The organism is Plantactinospora sp. B6F1 (genome assembly GCF_040120695.1).
Classification (GTDB): Bacteria; Actinomycetota; Actinomycetes; order Mycobacteriales; family Micromonosporaceae; genus Plantactinospora.
Window position 1 is genome coordinate 1 of the sequence record NZ_JBEEAC010000019.1, and the last position, 23,466, is coordinate 23,466.

The window sequence follows — 23,466 nt, forward strand, 5'->3', positions numbered from 1 at the left end:
GTCGCGATCAACGGACCCAGCTACCGACTCAAGAACCGCCTCACCGCCATCGACGGCCAAGCCAACGTCGCCTGACCTGGCCACGTTCATCCGTACCTACCTGGGGACGCACACCCGTACGCCGACACTGCCCGGCAGCGTGTCGCCCCGCTGAAGGAGCAGCGAGCCGGTGCTCGGGCTCGCCGCGCCACCGAAGATCTGCACGAGGCCGGCATCAGCCGCGCCTGCGACGTCCTGGCCCGGCGCCCCCACGGCGGCCAGCAACGTCTCTGCGGTGGCCACCTCGTCCGGGGCGGTGTTCACCAGGAACACCCGCTCGCCGAAGTAGTCGCCCTCCTCGGCTTGGCCGCCCAGCCCTTCTGAGCCCTCAGTGACTCCGTTGACTCCCCAGGCACCGCTGGCGGTCAGATGGTAGCGGTGTACCTTCCCGGCATCCGCCGACCTCCCGACATCGGCGCCCGGCTCGCCCACCAGTAGGAACGAGTCCGGCTGCCCGACCGGCGCCCCGGCGGGCCGGTAGCTGGCCACCGCCACCGACTTGCCGTAGTTCGCATTCGCGAAGCCCGCTCCGGCGGTCTTGTCCGCGAGCCACTTCGGCCGGCTGGAGACCAACTCGTGCGAATAGACCGTGATCGCTCCCGCGAACTGCGCACCGTTCGGCGTCGTCTCGCCCGGCCGGCCCACCGCGATGTGGTGCGCCGAACCGGCGACCGAGTAGCCGAACCGATCGTCGGTTTCGTTGCTGTCAGTGGATCCGGGCACCGCCTGGTCGAGCACCACGTTGGCCGCGCCGCGCAGGTAGTGGACCAAACCGGCGTCGACCGCACCGCCGAGGTCCTCCCCCGGCGCGCCGATCAGCAGGTACGGCTCACCGGAAGCAGTCCGGCCTCCGGCAACGGAGTAGCCGAACCAGTCCTCGGCCTCCGGGGCGTCCGGCACGTTCCCCACGTCCTGGTGGTAGGTCAACGACGCAGGACCCATCGTCAGCCCGGCCGGTGAGCCCAGCAGTATGTACACCGCACCCACGTCGGCCAGGTTGTTCAGGTCCTTGTACGGGACCCCGACCGCGAGGTCGGTACAACCGTCGTTGTTGGCGTCGTAGCTGGAGATCGAGGTGCCGAAGCCGTCACCGGCCTCCGCCCCGCTGGAGAGTTCCGCGTTGTCCTCGTGGAGGGTCTGCACGGTGCCGGTGCCACCGTAGCTGACGTGGATCTGCCCGGCTTTGTCGAAACCGTTCACCGTCGCCTCCGGATCGGCGATGGCGATGTCGGACACTCCGTCACCGTTGAAGTCGCTCTCCGTGCCGCCGGTGCAGCCGACCGCCGGCGGCGCCGTGACGTAGACGGTCATCTCGCAGAACGACGACCAGACGTCGCTACCGGCCACGTCATCGGCCGCCTTCACCCGCCACCGGTACGTGCCGCCCTCGACGAACGCGCCGGTCGGCACGGTCACCGAGGCCGTGGCCCCGGAAGCGACCCCGGAAAATGTCGTGCTGCCGATCGGGACGCTGGCGTTCATCGCCCACCATTCGAAGGTGACCGACATCGCCGTACCGTCGCCGTCGGAGACGGTGGCCCGCAGTTGCGGGGTGAGCGTGTTGACCAGTGGCCGGCCCGCCCCGGTCGCACAGGTCGAGGCCGGCACCGTCGCCCGGGCCGTAACCGTCGGCCAGGAGTTGTACGTGACCGACGCCTTCGGATCCTCCGCGGCGACGTCGCCCTCCCTCGACCGGAACTGCTTGAAGCCGGCCGGCACGGTCTCGTCGGTAGCCCGGATGCCCATCCCGGCCCGGGCGCTGCCGGCGGTGGCGGCCCGCTGGAAGAAGCTCTTCCCGTCGATCGTCGCCCAGGCGTCGGCACATTCGGTCGACCCGTGTGTTGCCGTCGATGTCGCCTCCCGCTGGTGCCAGGCGGGCTGGCTGTCGAATCGAGTGCTGTAGGTGGACGGGTCGGTCGACCAGATCTCCCACGAGGTGGGGGTGCAGGTGTGCGACCAGAAGTTCCACAGCGACACCGTCGCGGCGTTGATCTGTTTGCCGGCCAGCACGCTGGTGTCCCAGGTGATGAAGGAGCGGGCCAGCTCTGGTGGAGTCTCGGCCAGCAGACCGATCTGTAGGTCGTTTTGCCGATTCTGGTCGGTGTTCACCGTCTGCCGTACGTAGGTGTCGAAGGTCGTGCCGAGCGGGTTCACCGTCGGGTCGATGGTGACCGGGAACGCCGTCGAACGGTTACGCAGCCAGCCCGGGTCCGGGGTCAGGATTAGCTCGACCCGGTCGCCCCGGTCCGTCACGTCGGTGCGGACCGGCCGTGTGGAGGCGGGAGCGCGGGTGATGTCCCTTTTGGCGTCCCACATCAGCGGAGCCGGGATCCGGGCGGTGGCCGTGCCTGCCCGGTCGGTCAACGTCACGGCGCCGTCCGACTCGCGACGGAACGCCGAAACGCCGGGACCGGTCAGCGGAAACCGGACCTGCGCAACCTGCTCGATCGCTGCCCGTGTCTTGACCAGCAGGAACTGCTCGAAGCCGAGTCGGGTCGCCTCGACGACCAGATCGACGCCGGGCAGCGCGTCGACGTACGTGGCGCGTCGGCCGGCCAGCATCGGGGTCGGCAGCGCACCCGACCAGAGCATCGACACGCGGTTCTTCTCGTCCCCGATCGTGGCCAGCTCGTGTTCACCGGCACCCCGCACCCCGGCGATTCGCAGGTCGTTGGGGTGTCCCGCCGGCCGCACCGTGCCGTCAGGGCTCGGCTGGAGGGTGAGGTCGACCGGTATCCAGTCGGCACCCCGGCGGAACCGTTGCACCCCGGTGGCGATTTCGGCCCGGAACTGCCCGTCCGGCAGCGCCCACACTTCGGTGGTTTCCGATGTCAGGCTCCTGACCTGGACCGGCACGCCGGATTCCCGGGCGGCCCGCAGGGATAGGGCCTCGTCGGACTGGTTCGGCGTCCCACCGGAGACACCATCCGGACCGGCCGCGACAAGGCGGGCCGGCTCTCCCGGTACGCCGATCAGGGCAACCGCCGTGACCAGAACCAGACATGACCGTACAACCGCAGCCAGCGAGCCCGCCACGTCCATCCCCCCGCGTCGATCTGTGACGATGACGCGACTCTATGGATCTATGACAGAGAATACAAGAGCATTTACTTTCAGTGAGGCCGACACATGACCAAGGTGGACAGCTTGCTGCTCACTAATGACACTGGCGGGCGTAACGAGCCGCAGGTGCACGTCTGCGTCGGGGCCCCCGTCGGTGACCGGCTCACCCGCCGGTGGAGTTGGGATGTTCGAGCCCGACACCGATGGCCAACACTCCGTTCAGCAGGGGTTGGTACTGGTCCTCGTCGCCGACTTGATCTCGCGCCCGTCCGGCGGAATGGTCGCCACGTACCAGCGCTGGGTCGGCGGGCCGTCTGGCAGCCCGGCTTCGTACTCCGTGAACCGGGTGGGCCCGCCGTCCATCGGGCAGCCCGCCCAGTTGTCGTTGCCGAAGTCCATGCGCAGCCATGCCTCCTTTGCCCGGCTGGCATTGTGCAGTTGCGCGGTCACCCCGAGCCGCAAGCTCCCGCCGCTGCAGAACGGCGCGCTGCTCGCGGTGACGTACGGCTCGGCCTGGGCCGGGGCCTGGGTCGGCGTGGGGCGCTTGGTCGCGGTCGGCGGTCTGCTGGTGCGGGCCGGCGTGGTTCTGGCCGGGGGTCGGGCCCGGGGCGGGGTGGTCCAGACAATGGTGGGGGTCCGCACCGGTGTCGCTGGCGCCCTCCAGCAGCCGCGCACCACAGGCCGGTTCCAGGCAGTAGGCCGAGTCGCTGTCGTCCACGGTGCCGCAGGCGGGGCAGACCTTGGTGGTCATCTCGCCAGTTCCTCCTGATGATTGGGCTGGTGCGGGGCGGCAACCGGGAGGCCGGGCGCTGACAGTGGATTGTATGGACCATGGGTGCTCCCGGTGGTGGCGTCCGGACCAGCGGGCGCGGCGCCGGGAGGGGTCCCCGGCAGTCCTCGCTACAAAAGGGTGGACACCCGAGCCCAGCACCAGGAGTCGAAGATGACTGTCTCTACCACCGGAGCCGGCGTGGCCCGCACGATCTCGTGGCAGACCGGATGCGCGCTGCTCGCCGTACTGCTCTCGACCGGGTGCGGCGCACGTCGCGACGGCGCCGCACCGGAGAGCCCGGCCAGCACCACCGCGTCCCCCGTCGCCACCGCCTCGCCAAGCGCCACCCCCGCTCCTGATGCCGCCACCACCCCGGCTCCGGTCCGGATCGCCGCCGCCGCCGATGGCCGGCGCTACGCGGCCTGCGCGGACGGTACCTGCGAGGTGGCCGTCTCCAAGCCCGTCCGGATCAGGGTGGACGGCGGCACCTTCTCGGTGACCAAGGTGAAGCGGGACGTGCAGATCGACTTCAAGCTGACCATGTCGACCGGAGCCGGCGGATCCGGCACGTTGAAGAGCTGCGGGGTGACGAAGTTCTATCTCGGCGGCGGCGGAGGCGCGATCACCTGCGGCGCCGACGGCGTACCGAAGCGGCCGGCGCCGGAACGGGGAGCGCTGCTGGTGCAGTTGGCCGGCTGGACCGCCGACGGTGCCGGCGTGCTGCGCCTGGTGTCGGGTTAGGCCGCGCGGAGACGGTACCCACAATCGGGGGCGGGCGGGCGGACGGGTCCGGTGCGACAGCCGGGCCCGCCCGTCCGGTGGGGGTGTCCGGTGCTCGGACGGGCTGCCCATGGCCGGGGTGCACTGACTACAGTCGCACCATAGGCGGGCGGGTCGATGTGACTGCTCTGGGTGATCGTGTCGGCGACCGCACTACGGCGCACCACGGCACCGGGAGGGCGGGAGTTGAAGCCGCTACTGCCGTCCGACCCGGACGGTGTCGGCCCGTACCGTCTGGTGGCCCGGCTGGGCGCGGGCGGGATGGGTCTGGTCTACCTCGGACGTTCGCCCGGTGGCCGGGCGGTCGCGGTCAAGGTCGTCCGGGAACGGTTCCACAGCGACTTCGAGTTCCGGGCCCGGTTCCGGCGCGAGGTGGCCGCCGCCCGCACGGTGGCCGGCGCGTTCACCGCGTCGGTACTGGACGCCGACCCGGAGGCCGCAGCGCCGTGGCTGGCCACCGCCTACCTGCCGGGCCTGTCGCTGCGGGAGGCGGTACGGGCCGAGCGACGCCTACCACCGTCCGCGGTACGCCTGCTGGCCGCCGGACTGGCCGAGGCGCTCGTCGACATCCACCGGGCCGGCCTGGCCCACCGCGATCTGAAGCCCGGCAACGTCATGCTGACCGCCGACGGGCCACGGGTGATCGACTTCGGCATCGCCCGACCCGAGGACGCCACCGCGATCACCCAGGTCGGCTCCATCATCGGCACCCCGGGATTCATGTCGCCGGAGCAGGTCTCCGGTGGCGTGGCCGGGCCACCGGGCGACGTCTTCTCGCTCGGCGCGGTGCTGGCGTACGCGGCGACCGGTCGGGAACCGTTCGGGTCCGACGCGACCCTGGCCACCATGTACCGGGTACAGACGGCCGAGGCCGACCTCGACGGCATCGACGATCCCGCGCTGTTGGACCTGATCACGACCTGCCTGCGGGTGGTGCCCGGCGAACGCCCGCCGGCCAGGCAGCTGGTGGACCGGCTCGGCGTGCTGCCGACGGCGGTGGCGGGTACCGGATGGTTGCCCGCGCCGCTGGTCGAGGAGATCGACCGACGCACCGCCCTGGCCCGCGACCTGCTCGGCTCGTCGGGGCCCGGAGCGGCGGCCGGCCCGCCGGCCACGGCAGGTAACGGGAACTCCGCAGAGCCAGCCGAGAACACCTGCGAACCGGGCCAGGACACCCGGCCACCGGGCCAGGGCGCGCGGGAGCCGAGCCAGGAGACACGGCCACCGGGCCAGGAGACGTGGGAGCCGGGCCAGGGCGCGCGGGAGCCGGGGATTGCGGATCCCGGCACGGCAGTGGTCCCAGGTGCCGTGGTCGGGTGGGCGACGGCCGGGGCGGCGGCACCGCCGGAGCAGCCCCGCACCCCCAGCGGCAACCGGCGGCTCGACCGGCGGCACCTGCTCGGCGGTGCCGTGGGCGCCCTCGCCGTCGCCACCGGCGCCGGATTCCTGCTCCGCGAGCGGGGCTCGGACCGGGCCGCCCCGACCGGTACGCCGGACTCGTCCAGCCCCGCGCCGGGCACCACCGCCGCCCTGCCGTCGGCGGTACCCGGGTGGCGGACGAAGGTGAGCGACTACTACCCGGAGCTGTTCACCCTCGGCGGTGTGGTGCTGGCGAAGACGCGGGAACAGGAGTTGCACTCGCTGGACGCGGGTACCGGCCGGACCCGCTGGAAGCATCCCGCGACGCTGCTCGGCCTGGTCACCGGCGGCCTGGTGCTGGAGTCGCAGAGCAGCAATCCCCGGCTGACCTCCGTCGACCCCGGCTCCGGCGCCGTCCGGTGGAGCCACCGGGTCCCGTTTCCGGAGATTCCCATTTTTCCGGTGGTCGCCGGGTCGGTGCTCTGCTCCGGTCGGGGGGATCCGATCAGGGCGCGGGACGTACGGGACGGTCGGGTGCGGTGGACGGCCCGGATCGGCGAGGTCAGAAATCTCGCCTCGGGTGACGGACTGGTCGTCGCGGTGAACGACACCGAACTGATCGCCCTGGACGCGAGCACCGGGCGGACCCGATGGCGGTCTCCGGTCGACTACGCGCTCTACCTGCTGGTCGGCGAGGGACTGGTGTTCACGATCGACCGCACCCGGGCCCTGGCCGCGGTACGCGTCGACACCGGGGCGACCGCCTGGCGGATAGCGACGTTCGTCGGCAGCTCACCACCGCAACTGGGCGGCGGCACGCTCTACGCCAGCGGCGGTCTCGGCGAGGTCTTCGCGCTGGCCGCCGCGACCGGTGAGCCGCGCTGGTCCCGGAGCCTGGATGCCGACAGTGTGCTGCGGCTCTCCGGTGACACGCTCTACGTGGCAAGCACGGACCAGGTCGTGTACGCGCTGGACGCGGCCGACGGCCGGCCGCGCTGGACCTACGAGGCGAGCGTCGTCCCGCGGCCGGTCTCGGACAACAGCGGCCTGGTGAGTGCGGGCGGCGTGCTGTTCGTCGGCACCCGAGAGGGATATGTGGAAGCCCTGGTTCCGCCGACGGGAGGCGCCGGTGCGACCGCTTGAGCGGCACGATCCGCGAGTGATCGGGCAGTACCGCGTCCTCGCGCGGATCGGCGCGGGCGGGATGGCACTCGTCTACTTCGGTCGGTCGGTCGGCGGCCGGGCGGTGGCGGTGAAGGTGATGCACGCCGAATTCGCCGCCGACCCCGGGTACCGGGCACGCTTCCGAGCCGAGGTCGCCGCCACCCGGGCGGCCGGCGGCCGGTACAGCCCCGGGCTCCTGGACGCGGCACCGGACGCCCCGCGCCCCTGGATGGCGACACAGTTTCTGCCCGCGCTGTCGCTTCGGGACGCGGTACGCCGGTTCGGTCCGCTGCCCCCCGATCCGGTCTGGGCGCTCGCGGCCGGCATCGCGGAGGCGCTGGCTTCGGTCCACGCCGCCGGGATCGTGCACCTGGACCTGAAGCCGGCGAACGTGCTGCTGACCGCCGACGGCCCACGGGTGATCGACTTCGGCATCGCCGCCGCGACCGGAGCCGGCCTTCCGGCACCGGGCGGCACCCGGGCCGGCTCGTGGGGATTTCTGTCCCCGGAGCAACTCGCCGGTACGCCGGTCGGCCCGGCCAGCGACGTCTTCTCGTTCGGCGCGACGATCGCGTACGCCTGCACCGGCGCCCCGCCCGGCAGCACCGGATTGGCCGGCGTCCCCGACGACGGGTTGCGGGAGTTGCTCGCCGCGTGCCTGCATCCCGATCCCGCCGTCCGGCCCAGCCTGCCCGAGCTGACCGGTCGACTGGCCTCGACCGTCCGGGAGCGACCGGCCAGTGCCACCGAACTGCCACCGGCGGTGACGGCCGAGATCGACCTCCGGGCCAGCGAGGCGCAGAACCCGCCGCTCCCGCTGCCGCCGGAACCGCCCGTCCCGCCTCGGATGCCAGACGCGACGGTCCCGCCCCTGCCGTCAGACGCGACGGTTCCGCTCCGGCCGCCAGACGCGCCCGTCCCGCCCCGGATGCCAGACGCGACGGTCCCGCCCCGGGCGCCGGAGGTGACTTCGCCGGGACCCCGAGGCGGGCCCGATCGGCAGGTGCCGGTACGCCGACTGGGCCGGCGTGCCCTGCTGCTCTCCGCTGGGGTGCTCGCGGTGGTCGGTGCCACCGCCGGGCTGCTGGCGCTGCTCCCGGACGGGTCCGAGCCGGCGACGACGGCACCCCGGCCCAGCACGTCGCCCGTGCCACCGCTGGCCAGCACTCTCGCGGTCCGCCAGACCCGCACCCTGGAGTTCTACATTTTCGGCAGGACGACGGTGAAGTCCCTGACCACCACCGTCAACGGCGAGGCAGTGACGGTACGCGACGTGCCGCTGCCGTACCGGCGTACCGTCGAGATACCGGCGGCGCCGCAGCAGACCAGCTGGCAGATCGACTACCACATCACCACCGGCAACCTGAACTACGTGGTCCTGGTGGACGGCTTCCAGTACGCCAACGGCAACGTCTCCACCACGGGCAGGGAGACGCAGAAGTCCGCGGACGGCAAGCTCTGATCCGGGACCCCTCCCGGAGCGGATCGCCTACGGTGGCGCCGTGGCTGCGGCAGCGGAAGGAGACGGGCGGTGGCGATGTCGTTTCCCAGGTCGTCCAGCAAGGTCGGCCTGCTGCCGAGGGAGACCGGCAGCCTGGCCCGGGGGCTGCCGCCAGCCCGGCCGGAGACCCTGTTCGTGCTCGGGGTCAACGGCGGGATGAGCGTCGCCCCGGACGCCGGCTTTCCACTGGTCTTCGGACGTAACGAGCCGCAGGTGCACGTATGCGTCGGCGTCGGCGATCCCCATGTGAGCCGGCGGCACGGGATCATCACCCGGGAACACTCCCGCTGGGTGCTCAACAACATCGGCCGGCTGCCGATCCGGTTACCCGGCTCCTGCCTGGTGCTCGGCGGCGACCGGGCCGAGCTGCCGCTGGGCTACACGCCACTGTTCATCGTCGGCCCGCGCCAGGACCACCTGCTGGAGGTCCGGGTCGCCGCGTCCACCGCACAGAAGGGCGAGCCGGACGGGCACGAGGCCGAAACGCGTGACCGCGAGAAATGGCAGCTCAGCCCGGTCGAGAAGCTGGTGCTGGTCTGCCTCGGCCAGCGATACCTGCGGCACGAGCCGCAGCCACAGCCGCTGACCTGGGCCCAGGTCGCCGCCGAGCTGAGCGCGTTGCAGCCGACCGAGGACTGGAGCTGGCGACGGGCGGCCCACATCGTCGCCAAGGTCCGCACCCGGCTCAGCCGCAAGGTCTCCGGGCTCCTGGAGAAAGAGATTCCGCCACCGGTCGGCAACACCCTCAACCACAACCTGATCACGGAACTCCTGCTCACCACGACGATCACCCGCGCCGACCTGCGGCTGCTCGACGAGGAATCGGCCGAACCGGCGCCGCCCGGATGAGACCCGAGCCGGCGCCGCCCGAATGAGACCGCAGGCGGCGCCGGGAGGTCAGCTCCCGGAGCGGTACCGCCGCGCGAGGTCGACCGTGCGGCCGGCCGCCGCCACCATCGCCCGGTCGGCGAAGCGGCCGTCCGGCAGCACCACCGTGCCGGAGTCCCGGGTCTGCGCCTCGGCCACCGCGTCCAGCAGTTCCCGGGCCCGGGACACCTCCTCGGCCGAGGGCCGGAACGCCTCGACGATCACCGGTAGCTGCCGGGGGTGGATCGCGGTCCGGCCGACGAAGCCCAGCCGGCGGCCGGCCGCGCACGACTCGGCCAGCCCGGCCAGGTCGGTGACGTGGGGATAGACCGGCAGCATCGGCGGGGGCAGCCCGGCGGCCCGGGCGGCGACGACGATCCGGCCGCGTACCCAGGCGAGCCCTTCCTCGGCGGTCACCCCGAGGTCGGAGCGGAGGTCCGCCTCGCCCAGCCCGATCGAGGCGACCGCCGGATCCGCGCCGGCGATCTCGTACGCCCGCTCCACTCCCACCGCCGACTCGACCAGCGGATGCAGCGGCACCGGCACCCGGGCGGCGACCGCCCGCACCGCCTCCGGCGACTCCACTTTCGGCAGTCGCAGCCCGGCCAGCCCGGGCGCACCGGCCAGGGCGTCGAGGTCGGCGGCGACGTCCGGGCCGGTCAACTCGTTGACCCGGACGAATACCGGCACCCGATGAGGGGTGGCGACGAACTCGGCGGCGGCATCCCGGGCGTACGCCTTGCGGGCCGCCACCACCGCGTCCTCCAGGTCCACGATCACCGCGTCGGCACCGGAGTCGACCGCCTTGCCGAACCGGTCCGGCCGGTCCCCGGGCACGTACAGCAGGGTCAGCAGCATCAGATCGCTCCCGCCGCCCGCAGTTGCGCGATCTCCTCGGCCGTGAGGCCGAGCGCCGCCAACACCTCGTCGGTGTCCTGGCCGTGCGCCCGGCCGGTGTGCCGGATCCGGCCCGGGGTCGCCGACATCCGGAACGGCACGTTCTGCATCCGCACCGGCCCGAGGTCGGGATCCGGCACCGAGACCGCGGTGCCCAGCGCCGCGTACTGCGGGTCGGCCAGGATGTCGCGGACGTCGTAGACCGGCGCGACCGCCGCCTGCGCCTCCTCGAACGCCGCCACCACCTCGTCGCGGTCCCGGGCCGCCACCCAGGCCCCGACGGCGGCGTCGAGCACGTCGGCGTGCGCGGCCCGGCCGCTGCCGGTGCGAAACCACGGCTCGTCGACCAGTTCGGGGCGGCCGACCAGCCGCAGTACCCGTTCGGCGATGCTCTGCGCACTTGTCGAGACCGCCACCCAACGCCCGTCCGCACACCGGTACGTGTTCCGGGGCGCGTTGTTGTTCGACCGGTTCCCCAGCCGGGGCTGTACGTAGCCGAGCTGGTCGTACCAGGTGATCTGCGGACCGAGCATCGCCATGATCGGCTCGATGATCGCCAGGTCGACCACCTGCCCGGCCCCGGTGACGTCCCGGGCCCGCAGCGCCAGCATCACCGCGTAGGCGGTGGCCAGCGCGGTCACCGAGTCGGCCAGCCCGAACGGCGGCAGCGTCGGCGGGCCGTCCGGTTCACCGGTCGCGGCGGCAAATCCGCTCATCGCCTCGGCGAGGGTGCCGAACCCGGGCCGCCGGGCGTACGGGCCGGACTGGCCGAAGCCGCTGATCCGGGCGATCACCAGCCGGGGGTTCACCTCGTGCAGTTCGGCCGGGCCGATCCCCCAGCGTTCCAGGGTGCCGGGCCGGAAGTTCTCCACCAGCACGTCGGCGTCGGCGACGAGCCGGCGCAGCAGCTCGGCGCCGGCCGGGTCGGAGAGGTTGGCGGTGACAGTCCGCTTGTTGCGGCCGAGCACCTTCCACCAGAGCCCGACCCCGTCCTTGGCCGGCCCGTGCCCCCGGGACGGGTCCGGTTTGGCCGGGTGCTCCACCTTGACCACCTCGGCGCCGAAGTCGCCGAGGAACGCGGTGGCGAGCGGGCCGGCGAAGAGCGTGGCCAGCTCGACCACCTTCACCCCGGCCAGCGCGGCCGGGCCGGAATCCTCCGCCGTCACGGCAGGTCCTCCCATCGGATCGAACAGCGGCCTATCGGATCGAACAGCGGCCGGATCGAACAGCGGCCTATCGGATCGAACAGCGGTCACAGGTCGACGGCGCAGCGGAAGCCGATCGACTCCGATCGGGTCAGTCCGGCGCCGAGGGTGAGCAGCTTCACCGAGACCTCCGGCGGCTGCGGGCCGCCGTCGAGGTACCAGTCCGAGCCCTCGGCCCGGTACGCGGCGCCGCCCTTGAGGATCACGAACCGGGTACGCCCGTCGGTGTGCTCGCTCTCGGTCAGGTTCCAGACCAGCGGTTCGGCCCGGCGCAGCAGTCCCCGCTCGGCGGCGACCTGCCACTCGTCCTCGGTCGGCAGCCGCAACCCGGCCCAGGCCGCGTACGCCCGCGCGTCGGCCAGTTCGACGTGGCTGGCCGGCGCGTCTGCCGGACCCGGGACCCCGCCGTCCGCCCACGGCCAGCGTTCCGGTCGGACCGGGCGGTAGCCGGTGGCCCGGACGAACTCGGCGTACTCGGCGTTGCTCACCTCGCGTTCGGCGATCGCGAACCGTCCGATGTCGACGGTGCGGTGCAGGGTCACCGGCTGGTGCAGCCGGGGCGGCAGCGGCTTCCACTCGTCGACGTACGGCGCCTCGCCGTACAGCCCGGTCTCCCGCTTGCGGTAGCGGACCAGCAGCTCCCGGCGGCCGCCGTCGACTGCCCGCATCCCCTCGGGCACGTCGCCTGAGCGCGCCACCGGGGCGGGCACCCGGACCGCCGAGCGGGCCGGGAAGTTCGGGTCGCCGTCGGCGGGGGTGTGCCGGGGCAGGGCCGGCTCGTCCACGGTGGCGAGCACGGCGGCGATCCCGCCGGCCGGCAGCGCCCCGCCGACCGCCACCCGACCCGGGCCGGCCGGGGTGGGGAACAGCTCGGTGCCGGTGGTCAGCTCGTACCAGCGGTGCCCGGGACGGTCCTCGGTGACCAGCCACGGCCCGTCGTACGCACCGCCCCGGTTGGCGACCGTCCACAGCGGAGTCCCGTCGTGCTGCCAGCGCGAGGCGTACACCTCGGTGCCGGCGACGTGGTCGGCGAGCGGGGTCCAGTCCTCGGCGCGCAGCCAGGCGGCGTGACCGCGCTGCACCCGGCGCATCGCGGCCAGCACCGCCCGGTCCCGCTCGTTCCAGCCGACCCAGACGCCGAAGACGCTCTCCCAGACCAGCATCCCGGCCCCGTTGAGCCAGGCCGAGTGCAGCTCGTCGAGGTGGTCCAGGTGCCAGCGCCGGGTGTGGTGCAGCACGTGCCGCCGCTCGAACCACTTGGCCCGGAGCACCCCCGGCACCGGCGAGTCGGCGAACCACTGCGCCCAGGACATCGCGTGGTCGGCGATCCGGGCCAGCGGCACCCGCGACTCCCCCTCCAGCACGACACCCGGCCGGACCGCGTCCAGGGTCTTGCGCAGCTCGCCCGCGCCCTCCTTGAGGGTGTCCAGGAAGACCCCGTCCACCCCGAGCCAGTCGACGAGCGCGGCCACCTCGTCGGCGTCGGTGCGCCGGGCCCGGCGGGTGCCGACGTCCCACGGGTTGTAGTCGACGAAGACCCGTACGCCGCGCGCCTGGAACGCCCGCACCACCTCGGGCAGCTCCGGTACCTGCCGGTAGAAGTCGAACTGGTTGCGCTCGTCCAGCCCGATCACCGGGTACGCGTGCCAGAGCACCACCCCGTCGAAGCCGCCGAAGTCGCGCTCCGCCGCGTCGAGGAAGCCGTCGACGGTGAAGACGCCCCGGTCGGCGTCGTACAGCGTCTCGTCCCAGAGCCAGGCCAGGCAGACGGTGAAGCAGTCCCCGGCGATCTCGGCGTAGTGCCCACCGTGGTAGCCGAGCCGCTCCCGCGCCTCGGCCCGCCAGCGGGTCAGCCGGTCCCGCCAGGCCGGCCAGTCCGCCGGGTCGTCCGGTGCGGCGAAGACCTTCGCCTCGTCCAGCACCGACAGGTCGGCGCCGGCCGACAGCGGCACCGCCGTGGGCAGGTCGATCGGTCTCGGGACGTAGGGGTTGACGGTCATACCAGCTCCGGATAGCTCTGCGCGTAGAGGGCGTCGATCTCGTCCCGGGTGGGCAGCGCGGTGGCGGCGCCGGGCCGCCGCGCGCAGGCGGCACCCGCGGCGCAGGCCCAGCGCAGCGCCGCCGTCACCGCCGCCGGCTCGACCGGCCCGCGCCGCCGCGCCCAGGCCACCGCCAGCGCACCGGTGAAGGCGTCCCCTGCGGCGGTGGTGTCGACCGCCTCGACCGTCGGTGCCTCGACCAACAGCCGCAGGCCGAACCGGTCGGCGTAACGGGCGCCCCGGGCCCCCAGGGTCAGCACCACCCGGGGGACCAGCCGCAGCAGCGCGTCCAGCAGGGCGTCGACGGCGGTGTCGGCGGCGAGGCCGGCCACCATCGCCGCCTCGACCTGGTTGACCACCAGCACGTCGACCGCGTCGAGCAGCTCCGCCGGCAGCTGCCGGGCCGGCGCGGCGTTCAGCACGACCGTGGTACCGGCGTTCCGGCCCCACCGGGCGGCCTGGGCCACCACCGACAGCGGCACCTCCAGCTGGCACACCAGCACGTCCGCCGCCGCCACGACGGCCCGGTCGTCGGCGTCGAGGCTGGTCAGCTCGGCGTTCGCGCCCGGCGCCACCACGATCAGGTTCTCGGCGTCGGCGTCCACCGCGATCAGCGCCACCCCGGACGGCCCGGGCACGCTGCGCAGCCGCCGCAGGCCGATCCCCGCCTCCGCCAGGTTGGTCCGGAGCTGGTCGGCGAAGCCGTCCTGCCCGACCGCACCGACGAAGTCGCACCTGGCCCCGGCCCGGGCCGCCGCCACCGCCTGGTTGGCGCCCTTGCCACCGGGAACGGTCCGCAGCGCGTCGCCGAGCACCGTCTCGCCGGGCCGGGGCAGCGTCGGCGTCGACACCACCAGGTCCAGGTTGGCGCTGCCGACCACCACCACCCGGACGGATGCGTCCGTCATGTTCCCTCCCCATCCCGGGCCAGCCGCGCGGTGCGGGCGGCCAGCTCGGCGAACTCGACCTGCGCGAAACCGGCGATGCTGCTGTGCAGCCGGCCCCGCAACGGTCCGGTCCACTCCGCCGGCAGTCCGGCGGCACCGGTCAGCGCCCCGGTCACCGAGCCGACCGTCGCCCCGGTGGAGTCGGTGTCCCAGCCACCGCTGACCACCGCGCAGATCGACCGGACCAGGTCGCCCCGGCCGTACGCCAGGGCCGCCGCCACCAGGGCGGCGTTGTTGCGTACGTGCACCCAGTGCAGGTGGCCGTGCCGGGCGTAGAGGGTGTCGACCACCGACTCCCAGTCCGTCACGCCGGCCGCCGCCCCGGCGCCGAGCGCCCGGGCCCGGCGTACCGCCGCCGCGAAGCGGCTGTGCGGCGGCAGCACCGACTCACCGGCGTCCAGCACGGTGTCCACGTCGGAGGCGACCACGGCGGCCGAGGTCATCGCCGCTACCCAGAGCGCACCGTGCACCCCGCCCCGGACGTGGCTGACGACCGCGTCCCGGTGGGCCAGCTCGGCCGCCAGGTCCGGCCGGCCCGGGCACACCCAGCCGTACACGTCGGTGCGGATCTGGGCGCCGATCCACTCCCGGAACGGGTTGTGCCGCAACGCGGTCGCGGGTGGGGCGAGCCCGAGCAGCAGGTTCCGGTACGCCACCCGCTCGGCGGTGAAGACCCGCCCGCCGGGCAGCCAGTCCAGCCAGGCCTGGGCCACGTCGGCACTGCTGAACTCCCGGCCGTGCGTCTCCAGCACCCGCAGCGCCAGCAGCGCGAAGTTGAGGTCGTCGTCCTCGGGCATCCCGTCGATCTTCTCGGCCAGGCTGGTCGGGGCGCTGCGCCGGTTCCACGGCCAGCGGGCCGCGACCTCGGCCGGCAGCCCGACCCCGGTGAAGTAGCCGGCCAGCGGCCACCGCCCGGTCGCGGTCAGGATCTCCCGGATGCCCTGCCGGGGGATCTTCTCCACCGGCTTGCCCAGCAGGCAGCCGACCGCCCGGCCCAGCCAGCCGCCGTGCACCCGGTCCGGGTCCGGCCCCCCGGTCGGCAGCCCGTACTCCGCCGGCCAGCTCGCCCGGATCGCGGCCAGCTCGGTCGGCTCGGTCGGCGGTCCGGCCGGCGGCAGCGCGTCGCACTCGTCGAGCAGTTCCGCCGCCAGCGCCCGCAGCCGGGGGTCGGCCGGCTCCGGGGAGGCCCCGCCGACCGGTGGCAGCACCGAACCGCCGGCCGCCGTCCAGCGCTGGGCGACCGCCGAGACGTCCCGCCCCTCGTCGGCGCTGGCCGCCAGCTCGTGCGGCAGCAGGTCCTCCGGCTGTACCCAGGTGAGTCTCACCAGCGCCTCCCGACCGCCGGGCCGACCAATCGCGCCCGCATACCGGTCGTCACGACAGCCCCGCGAACCGCTCGGCCCGGCGGGCGAACCGCTCCCGGTCCCGTGCGAAGACCTCCGCCGCCACCTCGGCCAGCTCCCGGGCCGGTGCGACCAGGTCGGTCCGGGACGCCTCGGCGACCGTCGCCGACCACTGCGCCGGGACCGCGGCCGCGCCGCCGAGCGCCCCGGCGATCGCCCCGGCCATCGTCGCGGTGGAATCGGCGTCCCGACCGTAGTTGACCGCCCCGAGCACCGCCTCGCGCAGCTCCCCCCGGGCCACCACGAGCATGCCGAGAGCCACCGGCAGCTCCTCTATCGAGTGCAGCCGGCTCGGCCGCCGCGCCCCCAGTCCCGGGTTGCGGTACTCCTCCCCCACCGTGTCGTACGGGGCGACGGCGGCGCGCAGCGGCGCGATGGCGTCGGACCAGTCGGCGTACCCCTTCGCCTCCTTGACCACGGCGGCGATCGCCGCGCGGGTGCCGTCCCGGGCCAGGTCGAGCACGGCGGTCAGCACGTCGTCCACGCCCGCGCCGGGGGCCATCGCCGCCGCCACCGCCGCGGCGAGGACCGCCGCCGCCTCCCGGCCGTAGCTGTGCTGGTGCGCCCCGGCGATCTCCACCGCCTCGGCGTACGCCCCGGCCGGGTCGCCCGCGTTGACGATCCCGACCGGGGCCATGTACATCGCCGCGCCGCAGTTGACGATGTTGCCGACGCCACCCTCCCGAGGGTCGACGTGCGCGTGGTGCAGGCGGGTGACCAACCACCGCTCGGCGGCGGCGAGCCGGTGGAAGGTCACCCCTTCCCGCTCCAGGTCCGGGATGTAGACCACCCGCTCGAGCAGGTCGGGCACGAGCAGTTCCACCACGTCGTACGCGTCGAGGTGGTCGCGCTTGCGCGCATACGCCCGCACCAGCGCGTGGGTCATCAACGTGTCGTCGGTGATGTGCCCGTCGCCCTTGTGGTACGGCGCGAGTGGCCGCGCGGTGGCCCAGTCGGCGTGGAACGGGGGTGCGACGCCACGCACCCAGTCGCCGTAACGGGCCCGGATCTGCTCGGGCAACGCCGTTTCGGTGGCCCCGCCGAGGGCGTCGCCCACGGCGGCACCGACCAGGCAGCCGACCGACTTGTCGAGCAAGTGTTCCATGGTTACCTCAGGACCTGCTTCCCACCGTCGACGAGCTGCGTACCCAGCTCGTCAAGCGTGATCTTGTTGGCGAAGTACTGCTGCAGGGCCGGGGTGGCGTACTTCAGCTTCCACTCGGGATAGCCGTCGACCATCTGGAACGGCGCCACCGTCAGATCCTTGGCGCTGTCCGCCGCGACGTCCCAGCCCTGCTTGCCGCCGGTCGCCTTGACCAGCTCCTCGTTCGCCTGCTTCCCGGTCGGCACCAGCCAGTCGCCCTTGGCCAGCTCGGCCATGTTGGTCGGGTTGAGGAAGTACTCCAGGAACTGCGCCGCCTGCTTCTGGTGTGTGGAGTCGGCGGCGACCGAGAGGGTCTGCGGGTTGGCGGCCTGGTTGGCCGAGATGCCCTTGACCGGCGGGATGGTCACCCACTCGAAGCCGGCCGGCGCCTGCTCGACCATCTGCTGGCGCAGCGAGACCGAGCCGGGGATCATCGCGTACTTGCCGGCGAAGAAGCCGGGCAGGGTGTCCGCGCCGCTCATCCCGAGCGCCTCCGGCGAGGCGGTCTTGCTGGTGTAGAGCATGTCGTGGATCCGCCTCGGCACCTCCTTCTCGGCGTCGCCGATCCGCACCTCGGTCTTGCCCCCGTCGGTGTAGAAGAACTTGCCGTCGAAGTTGAGCGAGAGGTTCATCACCCGGTTGGTCGGCGACTTCAGCGCCCAGGCGACGCCGTACTTCCCGGGACCGGTCAGCTTCTGCGCGTTGGCCTGGAACTCGTCCCAGCTCCAGCCGCCGTCGGCGGGCGGCACCGTCACCCCGGCCGCGTCCAGCAGCTTCTTGTTGGCGATCACGACCTGCGACTCCAGCAGGAACGGCACTCCGGTGACCTTGCCGTCGAAGGTCGCGGTGTCCCAGATCCCCTTGTCGATCTGACCCTTGAAGTCGTCGGAGAGCAGGCCGGAGAGGTCTGCCAGGTAGCCCTGCTTGCTGAACTCGCCGATCGACGCCGCCTCGTAGTGCACGATGTCCGGGGCGTCACCACCCTCGAAGGCGGTCAGCAACTGGTCGTGTACGGAGTTCCAGTCGCCCTGGACGTACTCGACCTGGATGTCCGGGTGATCGGCGTTCCACTTGGCGACCAGATCCTTGTTGGCCTGGAGCGACTCCTTCTGCCAGGCCAGGCTGAGGAACCGCAGCTTGACCGGACCGGAGCTCTCGTCGTCTCCGCTCCCGCCGCCGCAGGCGGCGAGCGCGCCCAGTCCCACGACGCCGGCCAGCGCGGCGGCGGCGAGTCGGCGGGACACTCTTCGTCGGGAAACCCTGTCGAGCACGGGGAATACCTCCTGTTGCTGGTTGTGGTGGGGTGTGGCTATCCCTTGACGGCACCGGCGAGCGACCCGGAGGCCAGCCGGCGCTGCATGAAAGCGAAGAAGACCAGGCTGGGCAGGGTGGCCAGCAGTGAGCCTGCGGCCAGCGGCCCGAGCCGGGCGGTGCCCTCGATGCCGACGAACCGGGCCAGCGCGACCGGCAGAGTCGCCAGTTCCGGAGTCTTGATCAGCACCAGGGCGAAGAAGAACTCGTTCCAGGCGGAGATGAACGCGAAGAGCGCGGTGGCGACCAGGCCGGGCGTGAGCAACGGGAAGATCACCCGGCGCAGCGTCTGGAGCCGGTTCGCGCCGTCGACCGAGGCCGCCTCCTCCAGGTCGCGCGGGATGTTGCGGACGAAGCCCTGGAGCATCCAGAGCGCGAACGGCAGCGCCCAGACCACGTAGATCAGTACCAGCCCGGCATGTGTGTTGGCGAGCCCGACCTGGCGCAGCACGAGGAAGATCGGGATGATCAGCAGCACGAACGGGAAGAGCTGGGAGAGGAGTACCCAGCCCAGGGCGACCGTGCCCAGCCGGGTCCGGAAGCGCGCCAACGCGTACGACGCCGGAGTCGCGATCAGCACGGTGAGCAGTGCCGAGGCGAGCGAGACCTGGAGGCTGTTCCAGGCTGCCCGGCCGAGTTCCTGCTCGGTGAACGCCTGCACGAAGTTGGCCAGGGTCGGGTTCTCCGGTATCAGCGTCGGGTGCAGCCTGACCAGTTCCCGGGGTGGCTTGAACGAGGTGGAGAGGAGCCACACCAGGGGAAACGCCAGGAAGATCAGGTACCCCGAGAGGGCCAGATACTGCAGGCCCCGGCCGACCCGGCGGCGGCGCCCGGCCTGCGCCCTCGTCCCGGCCCGCTCCCTCGTCTCGGTCCGCGCCATCGTCAGTTCGCCTCCCGTAGCCGGCGCCGCAGGTACACCGCGAGCAACGCCACGACGATCACCACCATCACGTTGCCGAGCGCCGCCGCGTAGCCGTAGTTGCCGTACCGGAACGCCTCCTCGTAGGCGAAGAGCATCGGCAGCATCGTGCGACCGCCCGGCCCACCGGCGGTGAGCACGTAGACCAGGCCGAACGAGTTGAAGTTCCAGATGAAGTCCAGCGAGGTGATCGCCACGATCACCGGCATCAGCGACGGCAGCGTCACGTTGCGGAACCGCTGCCACGCGCTGGCCCCGTCCATCGCGGCCGCCTCGTGCAGCTCGCGCGGCACCCCCTGCAACCCGGCCAGGAGTACGACGGTGGTCTGCGGCATGCCGGCCCAGACCCCGACGATGATCACCGCCGGCAGCGCGGTGTTGAAGTCGCCGAGCCAGGTGGTCCGGAGCCCGTCCGCGCCGATCCGGTGCAGGAACTCGTTGAGCAGTCCGGCGTCCGGGTGGTAGACCAGCCGCCACAGGATGCCGACCACCACCGGTGGCATCGCCCAGGGCACCACGGCGAGCACCCGGGCCACGCCCCGGAACCGCAGCCGCTGGTCGAGCAGGAGCGCCAGCCCGAGGGCGAGCAGGAACTGCAGCAACGTCACCGCGAAGGCCCAGAGCAGGCCGATCCGGAACGAGTTCCAGAACAGGCTGTCTCCGAGCAGTTCCCGGTAGTTCGCGAGGCCGGTGAAGCTGACCTCGACGTTCCGGCCGGCCCGGGCATCGGTGAACCCGAGGTAGATGCCGCGCAGCAGCGGGAAGACCGACAGCGCCAGGATCGGCAGCAGCGACGGGAGCAGCAGCAGGTAGACCGTGGTCCGGTCGGACCGGCGGCGCCGGGACCTGTCGCCCTGCCCGGTCCGCTCCACGTCGGGTCGCTCGGTCAGCGTGGTCACGAGGGCACCCCCACCGGCCCACCGGCCGGCGCCGCCGGGGTCCCGGGCCGGCTCGCCGGGGCGGTCCGCGGCCGCCGGGGCGCCGCCGAACCGCCTCGGACCGGGGCGTCGACGGCTGCCGATCCGCCTCCGGTCAGGTCGTCGACGGCTGCCGATCCGCCTCGGACCGGGTGGTCGACGGCGCTGGAGGCCCGTACCACCAGGCTGGGCGCGACGTGTTCGCGCCGGGGCGGCAGGGCGGGATCGGCGATCCGCTCCAGCAGGAGTTCGGCGGCCCGGCGCCCCCGGGCCGCGGAGCCGAGCGAGACGCTGGAGAGCTGCGGAAAGGCCATCTGCGCCAGCTCGGTGTCGTCCATGCCGACCAGCGCCACGTCCTCGGGGACCCGGCGGCGGTCGGTGAGCAGCGCGTGCAGGGCACCGACCGCGATCAGGTCGTTGGCGCAGAGCAGGGCATCGGGCTCAGCCCGGGCGAACAGCCGGGTGGCCGCGTCCCGGCCGGCGGCGTACTGGAAGTCGCCGACCTCGATCAACCGCTCGTCGACCGGGATGCCGTGGCTGGCCAGCGCGGCGCGGAAGCCGGCGTCCCGGGCCGCGCCCGGCACCGTGTCCAGGGGGCCGTTGACGAAGCCGATCCGCTGCCGGCCGGCCGCGACCAGGTGGTCGACGGCGAGCGCCACGCCGGCCCGGGAGTCGGTCCGGACGTTGTCCACCGGCGCGTCGTCGGGTAACTGTCCGACCACGACGACCGGGACCGGGCTGAGCACGATCGCGTCGAGGTGGCGGTCGGTGATCCGGATCGGGGACATGATCATGCCGTCCACGTACCGGTTGGCCAGCCGCCGCAGCAGGTCGGTCTCGCTGTCGATCTCGCCGCCGGTGGCGTGCACCAGGAGTTGCCGGCCGGAGGAGGCGACGACCGCCTCGATGGCCCGCATCATCGCCACGTAGACCGGGTTGCCGATGTCGGCGACGGCGAGCGCGACCAGGCCGGTGCGCTGGGCCTGCAGGGACCGGGCGATGGCGTTCGGCACGTAGCCGACCTCGGCCGCCGCCTCGCGGACCCTGCGGACCGTCTCCGGGCTGCCGCCGATCCCGTTGAGGACGCGCGAGGCGGAAGCGATGGAGACGCCGGCCCGGGCCGCGACGGTGTGCACCGTCGGCCGGCCGTCGGCGGAGGGCTGTAAACGTTTACGACCCATGCACCGAACCTCCGCTCCGGACTTGTAAACGTTTCCGGGGAGTCTGCTCCGGTCTCGGCTGACCCGTCAAGAGCCGTTACGGAAACGTTTCGTACCTGCTCAGCGCGGTGCCGCCCCGCGGACCAGCGCCACGGGTCGGCTCCGCGGGTCGGCTCCGCCGCCCGGAAGGCTGCCGTTGCCGCCCGGGGAGGCTGCCGTGCGAAGGAGCCAGGATTTTCCGGCGACTTCCGTCGACGACATGTCGATCCGGGCGGTCGCCGTTCGTGTAGAGGTGGAGAGGCCGCCGGTGCCGTACCGGCGGCGCGAGGAGGAGGTCGCGGACCATGCAGCAGTACCTGCTCAGCATCTACCAACCCGACGGCGAGCCACCGGGCCCCGAGATCCTGGACCCGGTCATGCAGAACCTGGCGGCCCTGAACCAGGAGATGAAGGCCGCGGGCGCCTGGGTGTTCTCCGCCGGACTGCACCCGGCGAGCACCGCGACCGTGCTCCGGCCACGCGACGGCGAGATTCTGATGACCGACGGGCCGTACACCGAGGGCAAGGAGCACCTCGGCGGCTTCACCGTGATCCGCGCCCCCGACCTCGACGCCGCGTTGGAGTGGGGCGGCAAGCTGGCCCGGGCGATCGGCCTGCTGCCGATCGAGGTACGGCCACTGGCCGACGAGGCGGACAGCTGCGACCCGCCCGGTGTCTGAACCCCGGGCCCGTGCGACCGCCGCCGACGTCGAGCGGGTGTTCCGCACGGAGTACGGCCGGGCGGTCGCCGTCCTGATCCGCGTCCTCGGCGACATCGACGCCGCCGAGGACGCGGTGCAGGACGCGTTCGCCACCGCGATCCGGCGGTGGCCGGTCGACGGCACACCGCCGAGCCCGGCCGGATGGATCATCTCCACCGCCCGGAACCGGGCGATAGACCTGATCCGCCGCGAGTCCACCCGGGCGGACCGGCACGCCCAGGCCGCCCTGTTGCACACCCCCGACGAACCGGCAGGGCAGGCCGGGAGCGGGCCGGACGAGGAGGGTCCCGTGCGGGACGAGCGGCTACGCCTGATCTTCACCTGCTGCCATCCGGCCCTCGCCCCCGCCGCCCGGGTCGCGCTGACCCTGCGCCTGTTGGGCGGACTGACCACCGCACAGATCGCACACGCCTTCCTGGTTCCCGAGCCGACCATGGCCCAGCGGCTGGTACGCGCCAAGGGCAAGATCCGGGCCGCCCGGATCCCGTACCGGGTGCCGGCCGAGGCCGACCTGCCGGACCGGCTCCAGGCCGTACTCGCCGTGCTGTACCTGGTGTTCAACGAGGGCTACACCGCCAGCTCGGGCGACCGGCTCGGCCGGCCGGACCTCGCCGTCGAGGCGATCCGGCTCGCCCGGCTGCTCGCCGACCTCATGCCCGACGAACCGGAGGTGCTGGGGCTGCTCGCCCTGATGCTGCTGGTCGAGGCGCGCCGGCCCAGCCGCTGTGATCCGGAGGGCGGACTGGTGCTCCTGGCCGAGCAGGACCGTGCCCGCTGGGACCGGCGGCTCGTCGCCGAGGGCCAGGCGCTGGTCCGGCGTTGTCTCCGGCGCGACCGGCCGGGGCCGTACCAGATCCAGGCGGCGATCAACGCGGTGCACGCCGACGCGGCAACCGCGGCCGAGACGGACTGGGCGCAGATCCTGACGCTCTACGACCACCTGCTGGCGCTCGCCCCGAGCCCGGTCGTGGCGCTGAACCGCGCGGTCGCGGTCGCCGAGGTCGCCGGGCCGGCCATCGCGCTGGCCCTGGTCGACGACCTCGACCTCGGCAACTACCACGTGTTCCACGCCGTCCGGGCCGACCTGCTGCGCCGGCTCGGCCGCACCGCCGAGGCCGCCCTCGGCTACGACGCGGCCATCGCGCTGACCGGCAACGCGGTCGAGCAGGACTTCCTGCGCCGCAGCCGCCGGGCGCTGACCGGCACCGACTGACCCGG

Annotated in this window: 18 protein-coding genes; 6 read left to right on the top strand and 12 right to left on the bottom strand. The window is 73.1% G+C overall.

Annotation, left to right across the window (positions count from 1 at the left end; translation table 11 throughout):
* Nucleotides 1-96: 96 nt before the first annotated feature.
* Nucleotides 97-3,081, bottom strand: a complete 2,985-nt coding sequence (locus ABNF97_RS22490) for a DNRLRE domain-containing protein (protein ID WP_349339689.1) — start codon at nt 3,079-3,081, stop codon at nt 97-99.
* Between the two features lie 240 nt (nt 3,082-3,321).
* Entirely contained in the window at nt 3,322-3,744 is a 423-nt protein-coding gene (locus tag ABNF97_RS22495) for a hypothetical protein (protein ID WP_349339690.1), read from the bottom strand.
* A gap of 301 nt (nt 3,745-4,045) precedes the next feature.
* Between ABNF97_RS22495 and ABNF97_RS22500 the strand changes: the two genes are divergently transcribed.
* From ABNF97_RS22500 to ABNF97_RS22515, 4 genes are all read left to right on the top strand, one after another.
* A complete protein-coding gene (locus tag ABNF97_RS22500; protein ID WP_349339691.1) occupies nt 4,046-4,615 on the top strand; it encodes a hypothetical protein in 570 nt (189 codons plus the stop codon).
* A 225-nt stretch (nt 4,616-4,840) separates the two neighbouring features.
* Entirely contained in the window at nt 4,841-7,156 is a 2,316-nt protein-coding gene (locus ABNF97_RS22505) for a protein kinase domain-containing protein (RefSeq protein ID WP_349339692.1), read from the top strand.
* Entirely contained in the window at nt 7,143-8,639 is a 1,497-nt protein-coding gene (locus ABNF97_RS22510; protein WP_349339693.1) for a protein kinase domain-containing protein, read from the top strand. Before ABNF97_RS22505 ends, ABNF97_RS22510 begins: the two co-directional genes overlap by 14 nt.
* A gap of 69 nt (nt 8,640-8,708) precedes the next feature.
* Nucleotides 8,709-9,527, top strand: a complete 819-nt coding sequence (locus ABNF97_RS22515; protein WP_349339694.1) for an FHA domain-containing protein — start codon at nt 8,709-8,711, stop codon at nt 9,525-9,527.
* 48 nt (nt 9,528-9,575) lie between these two features.
* Here the strand turns inward: ABNF97_RS22515 and ABNF97_RS22520 are convergent, their stop codons facing one another.
* From ABNF97_RS22520 to ABNF97_RS22565, 10 genes are all read right to left on the bottom strand, one after another.
* Nucleotides 9,576-10,403: an HpcH/HpaI aldolase/citrate lyase family protein gene (locus ABNF97_RS22520; RefSeq protein ID WP_349339695.1), complete on the bottom strand. Its 828-nt coding sequence runs from the start codon at nt 10,401-10,403 to the stop codon at nt 9,576-9,578.
* Nucleotides 10,403-11,608, bottom strand: a complete 1,206-nt coding sequence (locus ABNF97_RS22525; protein ID WP_349339696.1) for a CaiB/BaiF CoA transferase family protein — start codon at nt 11,606-11,608, stop codon at nt 10,403-10,405. The genes ABNF97_RS22520 and ABNF97_RS22525 overlap by 1 nt, the downstream gene beginning before the upstream one ends.
* 86 nt (nt 11,609-11,694) lie before the next feature.
* Nucleotides 11,695-13,647 (bottom strand): SUMF1/EgtB/PvdO family nonheme iron enzyme, encoded by a 1,953-nt coding sequence (locus ABNF97_RS22530; protein WP_349339697.1) that lies wholly within the window; start codon nt 13,645-13,647, stop codon nt 11,695-11,697.
* Nucleotides 13,644-14,594: a ribokinase gene (locus tag ABNF97_RS22535; RefSeq protein WP_349339698.1), complete on the bottom strand. Its 951-nt coding sequence runs from the start codon at nt 14,592-14,594 to the stop codon at nt 13,644-13,646. The genes ABNF97_RS22530 and ABNF97_RS22535 overlap by 4 nt, the downstream gene beginning before the upstream one ends.
* Nucleotides 14,591-15,958 carry an ADP-ribosylglycohydrolase family protein gene (locus ABNF97_RS22540; protein ID WP_349339699.1) on the bottom strand — a complete coding sequence of 456 codons (1,368 nt, stop codon included), beginning with the start codon at nt 15,956-15,958 and terminating at the stop codon, nt 14,591-14,593. Before ABNF97_RS22540 ends, ABNF97_RS22535 begins: the two co-directional genes overlap by 4 nt.
* Before the next feature lie 49 nt (nt 15,959-16,007).
* Entirely contained in the window at nt 16,008-17,141 is a 1,134-nt protein-coding gene (locus ABNF97_RS22545; RefSeq protein ID WP_130464487.1) for an ADP-ribosylglycohydrolase family protein, read from the bottom strand.
* Nucleotides 17,142-17,143: 2 nt separating this feature from the next.
* A complete protein-coding gene (locus ABNF97_RS22550; RefSeq protein ID WP_349339700.1) occupies nt 17,144-18,451 on the bottom strand; it encodes an ABC transporter substrate-binding protein in 1,308 nt (435 codons plus the stop codon).
* Nucleotides 18,452-18,489: 38 nt separating this feature from the next.
* Complete coding sequence (locus ABNF97_RS22555) at nt 18,490-19,371, bottom strand: carbohydrate ABC transporter permease (protein ID WP_349339701.1); 882 nt, start codon at nt 19,369-19,371, stop codon at nt 18,490-18,492.
* 2 nt (nt 19,372-19,373) lie between these two features.
* On the bottom strand, nt 19,374-20,309 hold the full coding sequence (locus ABNF97_RS22560; RefSeq protein WP_130464489.1) for an ABC transporter permease subunit: 936 nt from the start codon (nt 20,307-20,309) through the stop codon (nt 19,374-19,376).
* On the bottom strand, nt 20,306-21,508 hold the full coding sequence (locus ABNF97_RS22565) for a LacI family DNA-binding transcriptional regulator (protein ID WP_349339702.1): 1,203 nt from the start codon (nt 21,506-21,508) through the stop codon (nt 20,306-20,308). Before ABNF97_RS22565 ends, ABNF97_RS22560 begins: the two co-directional genes overlap by 4 nt.
* Before the next feature lie 323 nt (nt 21,509-21,831).
* Here ABNF97_RS22565 and ABNF97_RS22570 point away from each other — a divergent pair, with 323 nt between their 5' ends.
* Nucleotides 21,832-22,206, top strand: a complete 375-nt coding sequence (locus ABNF97_RS22570) for a YciI family protein (protein ID WP_349339703.1) — start codon at nt 21,832-21,834, stop codon at nt 22,204-22,206.
* Nucleotides 22,199-23,461: a sigma-70 family RNA polymerase sigma factor gene (locus ABNF97_RS22575; protein WP_130464492.1), complete on the top strand. Its 1,263-nt coding sequence runs from the start codon at nt 22,199-22,201 to the stop codon at nt 23,459-23,461. Before ABNF97_RS22570 ends, ABNF97_RS22575 begins: the two co-directional genes overlap by 8 nt.
* The last annotated feature ends 5 nt before the right edge of the window (nt 23,462-23,466 follow it).

Excerpts from the sequence above, each read along its gene's own strand:
- ABNF97_RS22490 (WP_349339689.1), bottom strand. The coding sequence starts at position 3,081 with ATGGACGTGGCGGGCTCGCTGGCTGCGGTTGTACGGTCATGTCTGGTT.
- ABNF97_RS22500 (WP_349339691.1), top strand. The coding sequence starts at position 4,046 with ATGACTGTCTCTACCACCGGAGCCGGCGTGGCCCGCACGATCTCGTGG.
- ABNF97_RS22520 (WP_349339695.1), bottom strand. The coding sequence starts at position 10,403 with ATGCTGCTGACCCTGCTGTACGTGCCCGGGGACCGGCCGGACCGGTTC.
- ABNF97_RS22530 (WP_349339697.1), bottom strand. The coding sequence starts at position 13,647 with ATGACCGTCAACCCCTACGTCCCGAGACCGATCGACCTGCCCACGGCG.
- ABNF97_RS22535 (WP_349339698.1), bottom strand. The coding sequence starts at position 14,594 with ATGACGGACGCATCCGTCCGGGTGGTGGTGGTCGGCAGCGCCAACCTG.
- ABNF97_RS22545 (WP_130464487.1), bottom strand. The coding sequence starts at position 17,141 with ATGGAACACTTGCTCGACAAGTCGGTCGGCTGCCTGGTCGGTGCCGCC.
- ABNF97_RS22555 (WP_349339701.1), bottom strand. The coding sequence starts at position 19,371 with ATGGCGCGGACCGAGACGAGGGAGCGGGCCGGGACGAGGGCGCAGGCC.
- ABNF97_RS22565 (WP_349339702.1), bottom strand. The coding sequence starts at position 21,508 with ATGGGTCGTAAACGTTTACAGCCCTCCGCCGACGGCCGGCCGACGGTG.
- ABNF97_RS22570 (WP_349339703.1), top strand. The coding sequence starts at position 21,832 with ATGCAGCAGTACCTGCTCAGCATCTACCAACCCGACGGCGAGCCACCG.